At 71.0% G+C, this 16,826-nt stretch carries 19 protein-coding genes and 3 pseudogenes; 12 read left to right on the forward strand and 10 right to left on the reverse strand.

Annotation, left to right across the window (positions count from 1 at the left end; all coding sequences use genetic code 11):
- From QQK35_RS05010 to QQK35_RS05035, 5 genes and pseudogenes are all read left to right on the forward strand, one after another.
- A complete protein-coding gene (locus tag QQK35_RS05010; protein WP_284253205.1) occupies positions 1-954 on the forward strand; it encodes an ABC transporter permease in 954 nt (317 codons plus the stop codon).
- Between the two features lie 112 nt (positions 955-1,066).
- Positions 1,067-1,834, forward strand: a pseudogene (locus tag QQK35_RS20255) (ABC transporter ATP-binding protein); the annotation flags it as partial.
- 115 nt (positions 1,835-1,949) lie between these two features.
- On the forward strand, positions 1,950-2,963 hold the full coding sequence (locus QQK35_RS05025) for an ABC transporter ATP-binding protein (protein WP_284253209.1): 1,014 nt from the start codon (positions 1,950-1,952) through the stop codon (positions 2,961-2,963).
- A gap of 129 nt (positions 2,964-3,092) precedes the next feature.
- Complete coding sequence (locus QQK35_RS05030; RefSeq protein ID WP_284255603.1) at positions 3,093-3,731, forward strand: acyltransferase domain-containing protein; 639 nt, start codon at positions 3,093-3,095, stop codon at positions 3,729-3,731.
- Complete coding sequence (locus tag QQK35_RS05035) at positions 3,701-3,865, forward strand: hypothetical protein (RefSeq protein ID WP_284253210.1); 165 nt, start codon at positions 3,701-3,703, stop codon at positions 3,863-3,865. The genes QQK35_RS05030 and QQK35_RS05035 overlap by 31 nt, the downstream gene beginning before the upstream one ends.
- Before the next feature lie 67 nt (positions 3,866-3,932).
- On the opposite strand, the gene QQK35_RS05040 is transcribed toward QQK35_RS05035, so the two are convergent.
- Complete coding sequence (locus tag QQK35_RS05040) at positions 3,933-4,070, reverse strand: hypothetical protein (protein ID WP_284253211.1); 138 nt, start codon at positions 4,068-4,070, stop codon at positions 3,933-3,935.
- Between QQK35_RS05040 and QQK35_RS20260 the strand changes: the two are divergent.
- The 3 genes and pseudogenes from QQK35_RS20260 to QQK35_RS05050 form a co-directional block, all read left to right on the forward strand.
- A pseudogene (locus QQK35_RS20260) lies at positions 4,038-4,466 on the forward strand (Gfo/Idh/MocA family protein); the annotation flags it as partial. The gene QQK35_RS05040 and the pseudogene QQK35_RS20260 overlap by 33 nt on opposite strands.
- A gap of 50 nt (positions 4,467-4,516) precedes the next feature.
- Positions 4,517-4,837 (forward strand): Gfo/Idh/MocA family oxidoreductase, encoded by a 321-nt coding sequence (locus QQK35_RS05045; protein WP_284253212.1) that lies wholly within the window; start codon positions 4,517-4,519, stop codon positions 4,835-4,837.
- Entirely contained in the window at positions 4,834-5,850 is a 1,017-nt protein-coding gene (locus QQK35_RS05050; RefSeq protein ID WP_284253213.1) for a Gfo/Idh/MocA family protein, read from the forward strand. Before QQK35_RS05045 ends, QQK35_RS05050 begins: the two co-directional genes overlap by 4 nt.
- 17 nt (positions 5,851-5,867) lie before the next feature.
- On the opposite strand, the gene QQK35_RS05055 is transcribed toward QQK35_RS05050, so the two are convergent.
- Positions 5,868-7,166 (reverse strand): HNH endonuclease signature motif containing protein, encoded by a 1,299-nt coding sequence (locus tag QQK35_RS05055; RefSeq protein WP_284253214.1) that lies wholly within the window; start codon positions 7,164-7,166, stop codon positions 5,868-5,870.
- Positions 7,167-7,383: 217 nt separating this feature from the next.
- The gene (gene manA, locus QQK35_RS05060) at positions 7,384-8,391 is read right to left on the reverse strand and encodes a mannose-6-phosphate isomerase, class I (RefSeq protein ID WP_284253215.1); all 1,008 of its coding nucleotides are present in this window, start codon (positions 8,389-8,391) and stop codon (positions 7,384-7,386) included.
- Positions 8,392-8,538: 147 nt separating this feature from the next.
- Between manA and QQK35_RS05065 the strand changes: the two genes are divergently transcribed.
- Entirely contained in the window at positions 8,539-9,726 is a 1,188-nt protein-coding gene (locus QQK35_RS05065) for an acyl-CoA dehydrogenase family protein (protein WP_284253216.1), read from the forward strand.
- A 6-nt stretch (positions 9,727-9,732) separates the two neighbouring features.
- Here the strand turns inward: QQK35_RS05065 and QQK35_RS05070 are convergent, their stop codons facing one another.
- The 5 genes and pseudogenes from QQK35_RS05070 to QQK35_RS05090 form a co-directional block, all read right to left on the reverse strand.
- Positions 9,733-10,065, reverse strand: a complete 333-nt coding sequence (locus QQK35_RS05070) for a cell wall-binding repeat-containing protein (RefSeq protein ID WP_284253217.1) — start codon at positions 10,063-10,065, stop codon at positions 9,733-9,735.
- A complete protein-coding gene (locus QQK35_RS05075) occupies positions 10,038-10,388 on the reverse strand; it encodes a cell wall-binding repeat-containing protein (RefSeq protein WP_284253218.1) in 351 nt (116 codons plus the stop codon). Before QQK35_RS05075 ends, QQK35_RS05070 begins: the two co-directional genes overlap by 28 nt.
- Before the next feature lie 46 nt (positions 10,389-10,434).
- A complete protein-coding gene (locus tag QQK35_RS05080) occupies positions 10,435-10,797 on the reverse strand; it encodes a cell wall-binding repeat-containing protein (protein ID WP_284255604.1) in 363 nt (120 codons plus the stop codon).
- Between the two features lie 9 nt (positions 10,798-10,806).
- A pseudogene (locus QQK35_RS05085) lies at positions 10,807-11,514 on the reverse strand (glycoside hydrolase family 5 protein); the annotation flags it as partial.
- Complete coding sequence (locus tag QQK35_RS05090; protein ID WP_348534889.1) at positions 11,451-12,188, reverse strand: CAP domain-containing protein; 738 nt, start codon at positions 12,186-12,188, stop codon at positions 11,451-11,453. The pseudogene QQK35_RS05085 and the gene QQK35_RS05090, both read right to left, overlap by 64 nt.
- 138 nt (positions 12,189-12,326) lie before the next feature.
- On the opposite strand from QQK35_RS05090, the gene QQK35_RS05095 reads away from it, so the two are divergent.
- The 3 genes from QQK35_RS05095 to QQK35_RS05105 all read left to right on the forward strand — a co-directional run bounded on the left by QQK35_RS05095 (position 12,327) and on the right by QQK35_RS05105 (position 14,911).
- Positions 12,327-13,352, forward strand: a complete 1,026-nt coding sequence (locus QQK35_RS05095; protein ID WP_284253219.1) for a hypothetical protein — start codon at positions 12,327-12,329, stop codon at positions 13,350-13,352.
- Positions 13,353-13,490: 138 nt separating this feature from the next.
- Complete coding sequence (locus QQK35_RS05100) at positions 13,491-13,634, forward strand: hypothetical protein (RefSeq protein ID WP_284253220.1); 144 nt, start codon at positions 13,491-13,493, stop codon at positions 13,632-13,634.
- Positions 13,631-14,911: an O-antigen ligase family protein gene (locus QQK35_RS05105; RefSeq protein ID WP_284253221.1), complete on the forward strand. Its 1,281-nt coding sequence runs from the start codon at positions 13,631-13,633 to the stop codon at positions 14,909-14,911. The genes QQK35_RS05100 and QQK35_RS05105 overlap by 4 nt, the downstream gene beginning before the upstream one ends.
- On the opposite strand, the gene QQK35_RS05110 is transcribed toward QQK35_RS05105, so the two are convergent.
- Complete coding sequence (locus tag QQK35_RS05110; protein ID WP_284253222.1) at positions 14,817-15,878, reverse strand: glycosyltransferase; 1,062 nt, start codon at positions 15,876-15,878, stop codon at positions 14,817-14,819. The two genes, QQK35_RS05105 and QQK35_RS05110, sit on opposite strands and share 95 nt — an antisense overlap.
- 145 nt (positions 15,879-16,023) lie before the next feature.
- The gene (locus QQK35_RS05115) at positions 16,024-16,824 is read right to left on the reverse strand and encodes a hypothetical protein (protein WP_284253223.1); all 801 of its coding nucleotides are present in this window, start codon (positions 16,822-16,824) and stop codon (positions 16,024-16,026) included.
- Positions 16,825-16,826: the final 2 nt, after the last annotated feature.

The following is a 16,826-nucleotide window of genomic DNA, read 5'->3' on the forward strand; positions in this document are numbered from 1 at the left end:
ATGACCGCATTCCCGACCGACGCGACCACGAACCAGGCCGTCATCGCCCCGCGCAAGAAGGGGCGGCGCCCCAACAGCGCGGGCCTCGCGGTCTGGCGCGCGATCCGCGGCAACGGCAAGGCCATGGCCGGTGCCATCCTGCTGCTGATCTTCCTCATCGCGGCGATCTTCCCGAACCTCTTCACGCCCGTGACGAAGCCCAACGACCGGGCGTACGCCCTGAGCCTGCCGCCGAGCCCGGACCACCTGCTCGGCACGACCTCCTTCGGCCAGGACATCTGGAGCCAGCTGGTCTGGGGCACCCGCGAGACCCTCATCGTCGCGGTCGTCGCCGGGGCGCTGGCCAGCATCCTGTCGGTGTTCATCGGGGTGGCGGCCGCCTATCTCGGCGGCGCGGCCGACAACGTGCTGTCCCTGCTCATCGACGTGTTCCTGGTGATCCCGGCGTTCCCGCTCATCATCGTGATCGCCGCGTACGCCAACGGCGGCAACCTCTGGGTCATCATCGGGGTGCTCGTCGTGACCGGATGGTCGTACGGCGCCCGCCAGCTGCGGGCCCAGGCGCTGTCGCTGCGACGGCGCGACTTCCTCGAGTCGGCTCGGGTGCGGGGCGAGAACTGGCTCTACGTCGTGGTGTTCGAGATGCTGCCGACGATGATCTCGCTCATCGCGGCGAACTTCCTCGGCGCGGCGCTGTACGCGGTGCTCACCGCCGCCGGCCTGCAGTTCATCGGCCTCGGCTCACCCAGCTCGGTCAGCTGGGGCACGATGCTGCACTGGGCGCAGTCGGCCGAGGCGCTGCAGACCGGGCAGCAGTGGTGGATCATCGCGCCGGGGCTCTGCATCGCGCTGCTCGGGGCCGCGTTCGCCCTGCTCAACTACGCCTTCGACGAGATCTCGAACCCGGCCCTGCGGCCGGTGCGCCGGAACAGGAGGAACCGTGACGGACAGTGATGCCCCGCTGCTGGAGGTGAGAGGGCTCAGCGTCGTCTACGACACCCCCGCCGGCCCCGTGACCGCGGTCGACGACGTCGACCTGACGGTGGGTCGCGGCGAGTTCGTCGCGGTGGTCGGCGAATCCGGATGCGGCAAGTCGACCATGCTGTTCGGCATCGCCCAGCTGCTGAGCTCGCCCGCGCGGATCTCGTCGGGCGAGGTGATCTTCCGCGGCAGGAACCTCGTGACCATGAACGAGAAGCAGCTCGCGCCCGTGCGCTGGCAGAACATGTCGGTCGTCATGCAGTCGGCGATGAACGCGCTGAACCCGGTGAAGCGGATCGCGGCGCAGTACGCCGACACGATGCGCGAGCACGGCATCCGGGACAAGGCCGAGATCCGGCGCCGCTCGGAGGAGGTGCTCGGGCTCGTCGGCATCGACACGATCCACCTGACGAGCTATCCGCATCAGCTCTCGGGCGGCATGCGCCAGCGGGCGATGATCGCCATGGCGCTGCTGTTCTCGCCGGAACTCGTCATCATGGACGAGCCGACCTCGGCGCTCGACGTCGTCGCGCAGCGCTCGCTCATGCTCCAGATCAAGGAGCTGCAGCAGCGGCTCGGCTTCGCCGTGCTGTTCGTCACGCACGATATGTCGCTCGTGAGCCACTTCTCCGACCGGCTGCTCGTCATGTACGCGGGGCAGGAGGTCGAGCTCGGCGAGACGCGCACCGTGTTCGACACGCCGGCGCACCCGTACTCGAAGGGTCTGCTCGAGGCCTTCCCGTCGATCCGCGGGCCGAAGCTGCCGCTGGTCGGCATCCCGGGATCTCCGCCCGCCCTCTCGGCGATGCCGCACGGGTGCCGCTATGCGCCGCGCTGCCCGCTCGTCTACGCGGACTGCGTCGAGGTGGAGCCGGCGCTCTACGAGGCCGACGGGGTGAAGGCGCGCTGCCTGCTGTACTCGCCCGATCACCGTCCGGCGAACGCCACCGCGCCGAGGAGGCCCGACCGTGAGCACGCCCATCCTCGAGACGAAGGACCTCACGCGCGTCTTCCGCGTCGGCGGCTTCACGAGCCGGCGCGAGCTGCACGCCGTCGACGACGCGAACTTCGTCATCAACGGGTCGGAGATCGTCGCCCTCGTCGGCGAGAGCGGCAGCGGCAAGTCGACCATCGCGCGCCTGCTCGCACAGGTCTACAAGCCGACCTCCGGCGAGATCCTGTTCGAGGGCACTCCGCTGACGGCCCTGCGCAGCCGCTCCGATCAGATGCGCTACCGCGCGGCGGTGCCCATGGTGTTCCAGGACCCGTTCAGCTCGCTCAACCCGTCGTACCGGGTGTCGCACGGGATCGTGCGCGGGCTCAAGCTGCACCGCCCGGAGCTCGACGCCGAGGGCCGGCGCTCCGAGACCGAGCGGGTGGCGGAGGCGGTCGGCCTCAACCCGGCCCGCGAGGCGCTCGAGAAATACCCGTACGAGATGTCGGGAGGTCAGCGCCAGCGCATCGGGTTCGCGCAGGCGCTCGCGTACCGGCCGAAGGTGATCCTCGCCGACGAGCCGGTCTCCATGCTCGACATCTCCATCCGGATCGGCCTGCTCAACGTCATGGCGAAGCTGCGCGACGAGGAGCACGTCTCGCTCCTCTACATCACGCACGACATCGCGAGTGCGCGCTACGTCGCCGACCGGATGATGGTCATGTACGCGGGGCGGATCGTGGAGTCGGGTCCCGTCGACGACGTGCTGCAGGCGGCGCTGCACCCGTACACCCAGCTGCTCGTCGCTGCCGTGCCCGACCCGCGTGCGAAGCTGACGGTGACCGCGGAGCAGGCCGCGGGCGAGCCGCCCAAGGTCATCGATCCGAAGCCCGGATGCCGTTTCGCCGACCGCTGCCCGCTCGCCAAGGAGGTCTGCCGCGTGGTCACTCCCCCGCTGCTCGAGCTGAGACCCGGCCACCAGGTGGCCTGCCACGTCGCCGCCGAGAACGCCGGCCGCGAGGCCGAATCCGTGGGGGCCGCCGCATGATCGACATCCCCGAGCTCTCGGCGCGGCTCGCGGCCGCCGGCGACGACGCCGCCCTCGCGACGCTCGGCTTCCGCGACGACGACCGCGCCGACACCCGGCGCGCGATCGACGCGGCGCTGGCCGATCCGGATCGGCTCGCCGAGCTGCAGTCTATGGTCGAGCGCCTGCAGGCCAACATCGGCGCGATCGGCTCCGACGGGCCGAACCCCTCGACGTTCCCGCGGCCCGCAGCGACTGGCGGGGGTCGGGGTGCTCCCGCTGCTGGCCCTGCTCGCGGTCGCCGACGACGTGCGCGCCTTCCACCGCTCGCGCGGCATCCCGCCCGAGATCTCCGACCGCTCGCTCGCCGACCTGGGCCAGCAGGCCTGGGTGAACCGCCGCACCCTCGGCGCGTTCGGCCTGCACACCTACCTGTGGATGCCGGTCTGCTTCGGCGGCAACCTCTACTGGCTGGGCCGGCTGCAGTTCAACCTCGTCCGACGCGGCGACGCGTGGGCCATCTCGACCCACATCCCGGAGGTCGGACCGCTCACCCCCGAGTCGGTCGATGACGCGTTCCGGCAGGCGGTGGCGTTCTTCGGCCGGCACTTCGCCGACCACCCCACCACCGTGCTGCACTGCAGCTCGTGGCTGCTCGACCCGCAGCTGGCCGAGGTGCTCGCGCCCGAGTCGAACATGGTGAGGTTCCAGCAGCGCTGGACGCTCGAGGGCGAGGGCACGACGCCGACGAGGATGCCGTGTTCTTCACGTTCCGCCGGCGCAACGTGACCGACCGCTCGACCCTGCCGCGCGACACCACGCTGCAGCGCGCGATCATCGACAAGCTCGACGGCGGCGGCCACTGGCACAGCTGGAACGGCACCGTCGACGAGGCGCCCTATCGGTCCGGAGCCGGCGCGTGACGACGGTCGGCCTGATCGGTGCGGGAACCATCGCGCACGAGCACCTGCCGGGATGGCTCGCGCTCGGCTACGACGTCATCGTCCACTCGATCGACGACCAGGCTCCGGTGATCACGAGCCGGTACGGCGGGCGCGCCGTCGACTCCTCGACGAGCTCATCGCCGACGTCGACATCGTCGACGTCGCCACGCCCACCGACACGCATCGCGCGATGGTCGAGCGAGCCGCCGCCGCCGGCAAGCACGTCGTGTGCGAGAAGCCGCTGGCGATCTCGGTCGCCGACGCGGGCGCCGCGATCGCCGCGTGCGACGCGGCGGGGGTGCGGCTGTTCCCGGCGCACGTCGTGCGGTACTTCCCCGCGTATGCCGCGATGCGGGCGGCGGTCGCCGGCGGACGCCTCGGCACCCCGGCCGTCCAGCGCTTCTTCCGCATCGGCTCCGCGCCGCAGCGCCGGTGGTTCCGCGAGCCGGCGCGCTCCGGCGGCATCGCGATGGACCAGATGATCCACGACCTCGACCTGGCGCGCTGGACGGCCGGCGACGTCGCGACGGTCTACGCGACCCGGGTGGGCGACGACGCCGGCGACGGCCCTACCACCGTGCAGGCGGTGCTACGGCACCGCTCGGGCACCATCAGCCACGTCCACGGCGTGTGGGGGCGGCGACGCTCGGGTTCCACACCGGATTCTCGGTGGCCGGGCCGGGCGGCCTGCTCGAGCACGACTCGCTGCGGCATCCGGTGCTGCAATTCGACGGCATCGTCGCGGACGACGGCGACGACGGGTATCTGCCGCCGGTCGATGCCGCGACGAGCCCGTACACGGCCGAGCTCGCCGACTTCGCCCGAGCCATCCGCGACGGCGACGACGCACGGGTCACGGCCCGCGACGGTCTCGAGGCAGTGCGCATCGCGGCGGCCGTCAACCGCTCGCTCGACGAGGGCCGGGCGATCCCCCTGGAGGACGTGCGATGAAGGTCGGCATCATCTCGTTCGCCCACACTCACGCGTTCAGCTACGCCGCCATCCTGCGCGATCGCCCCGACGTCGAGCTGCTGACCACCGATCCGGATCACGCCGACCGTCCCGCGGGCGAGTCCGGCGGACGCCCGCTCGCCGAGACGCTCGGCGTGCCCTACGTCGACACGCTCGACGAGCTGCTGGCGTGGCGACCGGATGCCGTGGTCGTCTGCTCGGAGAACACCCGGCACGGGGAATACGCGGTGCGCGCGGCAGAGGCGGGCGCGCACGTGCTGTGCGAGAAGCCGCTGGCGACGACGCTCGACGACGCGCAGCGCATCATCGCCGCGTGCGATGCGGCCGGGGTGCGGCTCATGACGGCTTTCCCCGTGCGCTTCACGCCGGAGTACGCGCAGCTGCGGCACCGGATTCAGGGCGGCGGCTTCGGCAGGGTCATGAGCATCAGCGGCGCCAACAACGGCCAGCTGCCCGTGGAACGCGCGTGGTTCGCCGACCCGTCCCTCGCGGGCGGCGGTGCGGTCGCCGACCACACCGTGCACATCGCCGACCTGGTCTTCGGCCTGTTCCCGGATGCCGAGGCCGAGGAGGTCTACGCCGTCGCGAACCGCCTGCTGCGCCCGGACCGCGAGGCCGAGACCGCCGGGTTCGTCTCGATCCGCTACTCCAACGGCGTCACGGCCGTGATCGACTGCAGCTGGTCGGTGCCCGACCACTATCCGACCTGGGGCGGCCTGACGATGCGGGTGATCGCCGAGGGCGGCGTGGCCGAGCTGGCGCCATTCGCCCAGCGGGTGGACGGCTTCTCGGAAACGGATCGGGCTCCCCTCTGGCTCTCCTACGGCTCCGACCTCGACGCCGCGATGATCGACGAGTTCCTCGGCGCGATCACCGAAGGACGCCAGCCCGTGCCGAGCGGGCGCGACGGGCTGCGTGCGCTCGAGGTCGTGCTCGCGGCCTACGCGTCGATCGCGAGCGGTGCGCCGGTGGCGCCCACCCGGTCGAGCTGAGCCCGCTGCGGTCGGCGTCATGCGCGCAGCAGCTCACGGACCGCCCGCGACTTGGTGTGAAGGAGGGCGCCCGTCTTCCCGCTGCCGGGCGGGGGCTCGAGCCAATAGCGGCCTGCCCGGCGACTGATGGTCCACCCCTCGTCGTGCAACCGGAGGTGGTGATGTCGGCAGAGGAGGATCCCGTCTGCGAGATCGGTTCTGCCGCCGTCGCTCCATCGTCGGGTGTGATGCGCTTCGGTCCAGGACGGCGTCCGGTCGCAGCCCGGCCACATGCATCCACCGTCACGGGCGACCAATGCCCGGCGCTGATGCCGGGTGTAGAACCGCTGCTCGCGGCCCATGTCGAGCACCTGCCCCGCTGAATCGAGAATGATCGACACCGTGCCGCCCGCGCAGGCGAGGCGATGCACCGTCGTCAGGGAGACTGCTTCGCCCGAATCCAAGGTTCCGTGCCCGTCGCCGGAGGTGAGCGAGCTCGCCGCGACCAGGATCCGCACCGCAGGCTCGTCTCCGCCGACCAGCACGTCGTGGTCGGACGTGCCCGACTGCCGCAGCAGCTCCGTGAACGCATCGGAGGCGAGCTGCTCCGTCGTGCGTTCGTCGTCGGCGACGCGCGCCGCCTTCTCGCGCGCCGCCGGGTCGACGAACCGAGGACCGCCTCGTCGCGGCGATGTCGCGCGATCGTAGACGGTGGTCACGATCGCCGCCGATTCCGGATCGAGCAGCCACACGATGCGGGTCATGCCATCGGGCTGGCGCACGAGCCGCAAGGATCGCGCCGCACGACGGGCACGCTCACGATCCGCGATGCCGGCCTCGTCCAACTCGTCCCGCACCTCGCGAGCACGCCTGTGGAGCCGATCGGGGTCGAGCGCGTCCGCCTCGTCGCACAGTCGGTCGGATGCCTGTTCCAGCACCTCCGCCGGAAGGGTATCGGTCGGGGCGCCGAGCCCTGCGTGGATCGCATCCGCCGCCGCGACGCTGACCCGCCCGTCGCGCACGGCGTCGCCGAGGACGCCGCTGGATGTCGCGAGAACGCCCACGCGCACCGTCGCCGCCGCGTCCCGCCCCGAGATCCCGGTCTCGACCTTCAGGAACTCCTCGACCGTGCGGTGCCCGGCGCGCTGCGCGAACCCGCTCAGGCCGAGCTCCGGCCGGGAGCGCCGGGAGACCTCTCCCGTCGTCAGAGCGGCATGGCGTTCGACGATCCGCCGCAACGAGGTCTCAACGGTGACGAGGGCGCCCAGGTCGGCGTCGGATGCCGTCGACAGGTCCGTGCCCGGCGCGGCCTCCAGCACGGCGAGCGCACCGCGCATCGCCGTGAGAAGGGGGCCGTCGACATGCGTCAATAGTCCCGCAATCGAAGACACCTTCGAAAGCTAGAACGCCCATTCTGTAGAGAAGTCGACCGACTGCGGGTTGTGGAGGGGCACCGAAGCCTCACGTACGCATCCGCGGCCGACCCACAGATCGACGTCGCCTACGTGGAGCCGACCGGCGTCCCGCCCCCGACACCGCTGGTCGCAACGAACGTCAGCGCGTCACCGTCGAGCCGCACCGACGACTCCCCGTCGATATAGGCCGCCTGCCCGCGGCCGAGCGTCGGCCCGCCGTCGACCCGCGTCTCCCCCGCACGCACAACGCGATCGCCGCACCGCCGAGCGGCACCTCCGCCGCGACCCCGTCGACCACCGTCAGCACGAAATCGGGAACATCGGGCCGGAACACGCGCACCCCCGGCCGCGGCTCCTCCGGCCGCAGAAGCGGCACCCGCCGGGGCGTGAAGTCCAGCACCGAGACCAGCTCCGCCACGTCGACGTGCTTGGAGGTCAGCCCGCCGCGCAGCACGTTGTCCGACGCGGCCATGAGCTCGATCCCAAGACCATCCAGATATGCGTGGATGTTGCCCGCCGGCAAGTAGAGCGCCTCGCCCGGGCGCAGCACCGCGGTGTGCAGCAGGAGCGAGATCGCGATACCCGGATCGCCGGGGTTGGTCTCGGAGAGCCGGCGGACGGCATCCCACGACACGTCGTCGGCGACCGATGAGGTCTCGACCAGAGCCACCACCAGGTCGTCGACGTCGTCGCCGCGGGAGACGAGCCACTCGAACACCGGCCGGAGGTCGGCGTCGGTGCGCAGGCGGTCGAGCAGCGGCGCGATCCGCTCGTCGCCCGCGACCGGTTCGAGCAGCGTGCGGGTCTGGGCGACCGGCCGGAACCCGCACAGCGCCCGGAACGGATCCGACAGCGCGTAGATCAGCTCCGGCTTGTGGAACGGGTCCTTGTAGTTGCGCTCGGGCGCGTCGATCGGGATGCCGGCCGCCTCCTCGCGCGCGAATCCCGCGGCCGCCAGCTCCGGCGTCGGATGCGCCTGCAGTGAGAGCGGCCGTTCGGCGGCGAGCACCTTGAGCAGGAAGGGCAGCCGGCCGTGCACGACGTCCAGCAGCGTGCCGTCGCGCCCGACCAGCCGCGCCGGCGATCCGGGATGCGCGCCGAGCCAGAGCTCCGCCTCGGGGCGCCCGCTGGGCCTTCGACCCAGCAACTCGGCGATGGCACTGGGGAACCCCACGCGTAATCGCGCGGAGTGTTGGTGATCTCCACGAACACGTATTCGGCCTCCTAGGCATCGCTTGGAGCAACGTACCAACCGCGTTGGGCCGCATCCTGCGGGCCGCGTATCGTCCCGGACATGCCGTCGACCCTCACGCCCCTCGCCGCCGACTTCTACCAGTCGGAGTCGCTGTTGACCGACCAGGAGAAGGGCGTGCTCGCGCGCCTGCGTGAGTTCCTCGAGAGCAAGGTCAAGCCGATCGTCAACGACCACTGGGCGCGCGCCGAGTTCTTCCCGCGCTTCGTGGTCGACGGGCTCGCCGAGCTGCACATGTTCGGGATGCCGTGGGAGGAGACCCGCCCGTTCGAGAACTCGGCGGTCTTCCGCGGCTGGGTCGCTCTCGAACTCGCCCGCGTCGATGCGTCGGTCGCGACGCTCGTCGGCATGCAGAACGGCCTCGTGATGGGCGCTATCGGCGTCGGCGGGTCGGCGGAGCAGCGGGCCGAATGGCTACCGAGGTTCGCGAGCGCCGAGCTGCTGGGCTGCTTCGCGCTCACCGAGCCGCTGTCCGGGTCCGACAGCGCGCAGGGCCTGCGCACGGTCGCGACCCGCGACGGCGACGACTGGCTGATCTCCGGCAGCAAGCGCTGGATCGGCAACGGCACCATCGCGACCCACGCGATCGTCTGGGCGAAGTCGGCCGAGGACGGCCAGGTGAAGGGCTTCATCGTGCCGACCGACACTCCCGGGTGGACGGCCACCAAGATCGAGAACAAGCAGGCGCTGCGCATCGTGCAGAACGCCGACATCACGCTCGACGAGGTGCGCGTGCCGGAGGCGAACCGGCTGCAGAACGTCAACTCGTTCCGCGAGACGGCCGCGGTGCTGCGGCTCACCCGCGCCGAGGTCGCCTGGGCCACCGTCGGCAACGCGATGGGCGCGTACGAGACGGCCGTCGCATACGGCTCACAGCGGGTGCAGTTCGGCAAGACGATCGACTCGCACCAGCTCATCCAGGAGCACTACGCGAAGATGCTCGGCAACATCACCGCCTCGATCGCGATGTGCACCCGCGTCTCCGAGATGCTCGACGAGGGCATCCAGCGCGACGAGCATGCGGCGCTCGCGAAGGAGTATGCGGGTTCCCGGATGCGCGAGACGGTGGCGTGGGCGCGGGAGTCGATGGGCGGCAACGGCATTGTGCTCGACAACGACGTCATCCGATTCTTCGCGGATGCCGAGGCGATGTACTCCTACGAGGGCACACGCGAGATGAATACACTCATAGTCGGGCGCGCCATCACGGGAAAGGCCGCGTTCGTCTGAGCGCGGTCACCCGCAGGGCGTCAGCCCCCGCACGGCCTCCGTCAGCGACTTCGGCCCACCCAGGAGGGTCACCTTCGTCGCACCCAACGCGCGGATCTCGGCGAGCGTCGCCGTGGGCACGCACGTCGACGGCACGACCAGCAGCGGCGCCGGGCCCCGCGCTGCCCATGCGGCGCCCGTGAGCGCATCCGGGAAGTTGTCGCCCGTGGCCAGATAGACCGTGTCGGAGTGCGGGAACACGGCGGCGTTGACCGAGACGGATGCCGCATACCGGTCGGCCCCCGCCAGTCGTGTGGTGGGCGCGATCCGATTCAGTTGCCCCTCGATCGACGGGGACACCGAGGCGGTCCCCCGACGATGCGGATCCGCGCGGGACTCAGCGAGCGGATCAGCGTCGTCGTCGCGGCGTCGAGCCCGGCGGCTCGACCCGGCACGAGAAGCACGGCACCGCCCTCCGCGACGGCGGCCGGCGATGCCGAGAGCGCGTCGGGGAAGGTCTCGCCGGTCACCACGTAGAGCGACGCGACGGATGATACCGCGTGGGCCAGTACGTTGCGCGACACTTCGTACCGGTCGGCCCCGCCGATCCGGATCGTGTCGGGCACGAGGTCGCTCAGCCGGTCGAACACCGAGGGCGATACCGAGGCGGGGCCACCAGCCACGACGATGTGCTGCGGCGCGAGTCGGACGATCTCGGCGGCGACCTCGTCAGGAGCGCGTCCCGCGGGGTGAGCAGCACCGGCCCCCGGTCGTCGCGGCCGCGGCGGCGGCCGACAGCGCGTCGGGAGCCGTGAGGCCGGTGACGACGTAGACCGTCGAGGCGCCGTCGGGATACGAGCGCTGCGACACCTCCACGCTGCCCGCATATCGGTCGGCACCCGAGACACGATCGACCCGACCCACGGCGAGCCCCGCCAGATGATCGTGGTAGGTGGTGCCCTCGGGCGCCTTCGGGGTGAAGGTGCCGTTCTGTACCAGCGCGTAGGCGTTGGCTTCCGCCCCGTCGGATGAGTCGGTCCACCACCACGCCCACGGGGCGTAGCCGATGCCGTGCTGATCGGCCCAGTCCATGAAGGTCGTGAGGAACGATGTTCCGCCGTCGGTCTCGCCGAATTCCGTGGCGATGACGGGCACGTGGGCGGCGACGGGAGCGACCTCCGCATTCCAGCACGTGACGTCGTCGCAGCGCTGACCGGGATAGTTGTGCCAGCTCGCGACGAGTTGGTCGTCGCCGAACGACTGCGTAGCGGCCACCCAGCCGCGGAGATCGTTGGAGTAGTCGAGGCCGCCGAGCAGGATGGGCTGCGCCGCATCCGCAGCCCGGATGGTCTGGACGATCTGCCTCATCCCCACCGCGGTGAAGGTGGACGTGCCGATCGGTTGGGTGTCGGCGGAGGACGGCATCGCACAGCCGCCATCCGCCCAGCAGCTCCAAGAGAGCACCGCAGACTGGCGCGAGTACGGCTCATTGAAGGCGTCGAACATGACCGAGGGCACCTTCGAGTACGCGCCGGCCACCTGCCTCCAGAACTCGATCGACTGCGGATCGGCCATCGCGCGCTGCCCGTCGGAGTCGACGCCGACGGGCGCCGACCAGTGCAGGTCGAACACGACCACGAGGCCTGCTGCGTTGAGGATGTCGACCCAGCTCCGCACGGCAGCCTGATAGCCCGCGGCTGTGCCGAAGCGCGGCGAACCGTCGGTGCCGAGCCAGCAATCCTGGTTCAGCGGCAGGCGCACCGCGGTGACGCCCCAGGACACCATGGCCTGTGCCGCGGCCGTCGAGCGACCTCCCGAAGCATCGGCCCAGCCCTGTTGACACGCGTACTCGAAGCTCGGCCAGTTGACGGCGTGCGCGACCCAGCGGGCTCCCGTCCGGCTGTCGACGAGCGAGTTCCCGACCACCTCGGGGATCGGCGCGGTCGACGTGGATGCCGGGGCGCCGCCGGAGCCACGCCCACGTGCGCGGGGTAGTACCCGAAGTCCTGCACGAAGTAGGTGGTCGATCCGTCGGCCGACTGCCAGTAGCCGATGCCGATGTCGGTCCAGTCGCCGAGCATGTTCTGGAGGTGCCCCGGCGACTTCGCCCAGCCCGCGCTGACGACGTTCTGGTAGGTGAAGCCGGCCGCGATGTTCTCGCCGCCGGAGGTGGCGCCCGACGGCATCTGCGTGAAGAACGAGGCGTTGTGGACGAACCCGGGCCCGCCCTGCGAGGTCGGGACCGACATCCGCTGCGCCCAGGCGGCGGCGACGCGGTCGATGTCGACGTTCTCGACGAGCGGGGCCTTGCCGTTGGCTGCGCGCAGCGCGTTGGTATCGGCCAGGATCCGGGCGACCGCCGTCGGCGCGTCGACCATCCCGGCAGCCGCGGCGGGCGTCGCCATGGTCGCCGCGAGGAGCGCGCCGGCCACGATCAGCGTTCCGAACGCGAGCAGGCCCGCGCGGCCACGCCCTCTCAGCATGTGAGCCCCCCAGCGTCACACGGACCGTCGGAACCCCCGCTCCGGCTGGGCCCAGGCTAACCCTGGGGGTGCCGCACGGTACCCCCAGCAGGGGCGCGCACCGGTGCCCGAGAGGTGTGCCATCAGTAGCCTTGCGTCATGCCCGAGGTCTCGCTGTATCGCCGCCTCCTCGCCACCCTCGGCTTCTTCACCCTCGCCGCCGGCGACTTCTGGCGATTCCTGCTGAGCTGGTGGGGGTGGGGCGCGATCGTCGCGGTGCTCCTCGTGCTCGCCGTGATCGAGCTGGTGCGGGAGCGGTTCGACGTCCGCCGGATGCCCGTGACCCTCCTCGCGTTCCTCGCGCTGATCCTGGTCTCGGTCGCCTGGTCGGCCTACCAGGGCTGGACGGCGGTCGCGGTCGTCGCCACCCTCGTCACCACGACCTTCGGTATCTTTCTCGGTGCCGCGTTCGACCTGCGCACGCTGTTGCGCTGCCTCGGGTCCGCCCTGCGCTGGATCCTCGCCCTCTCCCTCGTGTTCGAGCTCGTCGTCTCGCTCGTCATCCGCCGGCACGTTCTGCCGCTGTTCCCGGCCCCCGGGATCGACTACGCCGACGTGCACAGGATCCCGGCCGCGTTCTACTGGTCGCGCGACCTGCTGCTCTCGGGCGGGCGCATCCAGGGGATCGTCGGCAACGCCAATCTGCTGGCGTTCGCCGCGCTCCTCGCGCTCCTCGTGTTCGCGATCCAGTTCGCCGCCCGCTCCGCGTCGCGCTTCTGGCTGGGGTTCTGGATCATCATCGCGATCGGCGTGCTCGCGCTCACCCGGTCGGGCACGGTGCTCGTCGCCGCGGCGGCGGTGCTCCTCGTGGGGGCGTTCCTCATCATCCTGCGGCGCACGACCGGGCGAGCCCGACGAGTGACCTACCTCGGGGGGCGACCGCGGTCGTCCTCGGCGGGGCCGTGGCGGTGCTGGCCCACGGGCCACTCCTCGAGGTGCTCGGCAAGTCGGACACGCTCACCGGCCGCACCCACATCTGGCAGACCGTCCTGCACTACGCAGCGCAGCGCCCGGCCGCCGGGTGGGGGTGGATCAGCTACTGGGTGCCGACCATTCCCCCTTCGACGATCCCGCCTTCACGATCAAGGGCGTGCAGTACTCGCAGGCGCACGACGCGTGGCTTGACGTCCTCCTCCAGCTCGGGGTCATCGGCCTCGTCGTCTTCGGTCTGTTCGTGCTCGCCACGTTGGTGCGTTCGTGGGCGCTCGCCATCCGCAGCCGCCCGGTCGGCGACGTCGTCGATGTCTTCCTCTCCTGGTGCTCGTGCTGCTGCTCGTCCACAGCATCGCCGAGAGCCGGATGCTCATCGAGATCGGGTTCGCCCTGCTCGTCATCTGCAGCGTGCTCACCGCTCGCCACGAGTCCGCTCGGACCGCGCCGCGCGATCCCGTGCCGGTGGGCCGATGAGCACCCGCGCGGAGTCTCATCCCCTCGTCGAGCTCTTGGCGTCGCCGCGGATGGCCCAGGCTCTGGCGACGACGGGCATCGCGCTCGCCGCGCTGGTCTTCCCGTTGCAGCAGCTCATCGGATGGCCGGGGCTCATCGCCGCGCTCGTCACATTGCTCGGGCTGATGGGCACCTCCTTCGTCGCCCGACGTGAGCACCTCGAGTGGCGGGGCCTGTTGCCGATCTCGCTGCTCGCCTATCTCGTCTGGGCGACCTGCTCCCTTGTCTGGAGCCAGTATCAGTGGGCGACCGTCGGCGGACTCGCCTACCTGCTCGCGTTCACCCTCGTCGGGCTCTACATCGCGTTGTCGCGCGACACCATTCAGATCGTGCGTGCCTTCGGCGATGTCCTCCGCGTCGTGCTCGTCGGCTCGCTCGTGCTCGAGGTGCTGTCGGGCATCGTGATCAACGCGCCGATTCCGGCGCTCGGGGCCAAAGGCGGCATCGCCCTCCTCCAGCCGATCGCGGCCCTGACCTCGGCGCGCGACCAGCTCGGACTGCTCGCCGTCGTCGCCGCGATCACTTTCGCCACCGAGCTGCGAACCCAGTCCGTGCGCCGCGGCATCTCGATCCTGTCGCTCACCGTCGCGACGGCATGCATCGTCTTCACGTTCTCGCCGATCGTCGCGGGGGCGACGGTCGTGGTCGCGGTCGCTGCGGCGCTCATCTACGTCGTGCGTCGTGTTCCGGTCGAGCGCCGGCGGATGCTGCAGCTCATCATCCTGGGCCTGACCATCGTCGCCCTCATCGCAGCCTGGTTCCTACGCGGACCCATCGTCCGGCTGTTCAACGCATCGGGGGTGCTCAACTTCCGCCTCGAGCTGTGGCAGCGCATCGTCGCCGCCATGGGCACGCAGGGCACCGCGCTGCAGGGCACAGGATGGATCGGCCAGTGGCAGACCCAGATCGCACCCTTCAGCACGCTCGACAGCGCCTCGCGACCGACCAACACCGCGCTGAACGCATTCGTCGACGTGTGGTTCCAGCTCGGCATCATCGGCCTCGTGCTCTTCGCCGGGATGGTCGGCCTGACCTTCTCCCGCTCCTGGCTTCTCGCCGGACGCCGTCGCAGTGTCGTCTACGCGTGGCCGGCTGCCATCATGATCGCGCTCGGCGTGCTGTCGCTGGCCGAGAGCTCGATCCTCACCGAGTTCGCGTGGATGTGCTTCGTGATCTGCTGTCTGAAGGCTTCGCAGGAGCTGTCCTGGCGCACCGCGCTGCGTCGGCCGACCACCTAAAGAGCCGGCTGCAGCAGATCGCGAACCATGTCGAGCGACCCCTGGCTCGCGAAACGCGCGTAATCCCCTGTCGCGGCGATCCGGATGACGCCGGGGGCCGCAGGAGCCGGGCCGGCCGCAGCTCCGCGCGCGCCGCCTCGAACCGCGCCTTGCCCTCGGCGCCACGCACACGCTCCGGATCGGCGCCAGCCGCCGCCAGCCGCGCCGCCAGGGCGGCGGAGCGAAGGGCCAGCGTCCGGGTGCGCTCCCCGCGGGGCTCGAGCACGCGACGGATCCGACGCGTGAGCGTGGGTGCGGACACTCCGATGACGTTGGCTCCGTGAAGGCGGTAGCCGACGAGGCGCTCGGGCGTCCGCCGCACCCCGCCGAACGCCGCCGCCCAGATCGCGAGCCATTCGTCGTGGAGCCACTCGGGCGGGATCGGCAGGGCGCTCTCGATGAGAGAACGGCGCACCGCGACGGTTGCACCCGTCACGATGTTGCGACGAAGGAGTACGCCGAACGCGTCCCCCGCGTCCACTCTCTGCAACTCCGATTGATGCACGGGAAGCGTGCCGAAGAGCGTCTCGGGCTGCACCGCCCCCTCGCCGTCGATGAGGTCTGCGTCCCCGAAGACCAGGGAGGCGGCGCGATCGGCGAGCGCGTCGAGCGCGACGGCGATGCGGTCGGAGCGCCAGACATCGTCCTGATCGGCCAACACCACAATTTCGCCCGACACCGCATCGAGCACCCGCGCGAAGTTGCCGGCCACGCCCAGGCGATCGCCCGGGCTCAGAATCCGCAGCATCGCGCTGCCGCCGTGCTCATCGACCATGCGCCGCACGAGGTCGAGAGTGCCGTCGCGCGATCCGTCATCGCCGACGACGACCTCGTCGGGCGCCCGCGATTGGTCGAGGATGCTGCGTACCTGCGCCTCGACGAATCGTGCGCCATCGAACGTCGCCATCGCGACCGAGACGCGGGTCATGCCCGCACCTCGGCGGCCGCGCGCCGCCCCGCGACGACTAGCAGGACGCACCCGGCCACGAATCCGGCGATCGCTCCGCCGCCGAACGCGACTCCAACCGCGGTGCCATGCGCGAGGGGCACGGGCATCAGGACGAAGGTCACGGCTACCGCGACAAGCCAGGCGATGGTCGTGAATCCGTGCCGACCGCGCGCCACGAGCGCAGCACCCACGACGATGAGTGCGGCGAGGCCCCTGAGCTTCCGACGATGAGGCCGAGGGTGACGGGATCGATGGCATAGGCCGGGCCGAAGATCCAGCGGATCACCGGCGGGCCGACGAGGGCGACCAGAGCCGCGATCGCGACGGCGGCGCCGAACACGAGACCGCTCCAGGGGAGCGCGCGGGCGGCACCGCGCTCGCGGAACAGGACGATGAGATAGCTCTGGAGTGCCAGCGCCGGGATCACCAGCGGCGCCCGCGTGAGCGTCAGGGCGAGAGCCAGCGGCGCGAAGTCGTGCGCGCGAATATCGGGGATGCCGATCCGGATCACCAGCACCGCGCCGCTCACCAGCATCCCGGTCGCCGCCGCGGTCGCGATCAGTCGCAGCCCGTTCCACCCCAGCCGCGCCGTCGTCACGTCCACCACGGCCGTGCGCAACCGCACGCGCACCAGGGGCACGACAAGCACGAGGGCGAGCGGGAAGGGCACCACGAGCGCCACCGCGAGCGGCCCGATCCCGCCCCCGGCGGCGAGCACGATCGCGACCCCCGCCAATCGCAGCGCGCCGTCGAGCCCGATCATCGCGGCGAGCGGTCGCCAGCTCTGCACACCGTAGAGCGCGCCGCAGACGACCGCCACGACGGCGTAGAAGGCGACACCGAGGGCGACCGCGACGACGACGACGACGCTCACGCCACCCGGCAGCAGCGCGCCCCAGAGCGACGCCGAGGCGAACACCACCACGG

Source organism: Pseudolysinimonas kribbensis (genome assembly GCF_030161895.1).
Lineage (GTDB): Bacteria > Actinomycetota > Actinomycetes > Actinomycetales > Microbacteriaceae > Pseudolysinimonas > Pseudolysinimonas kribbensis.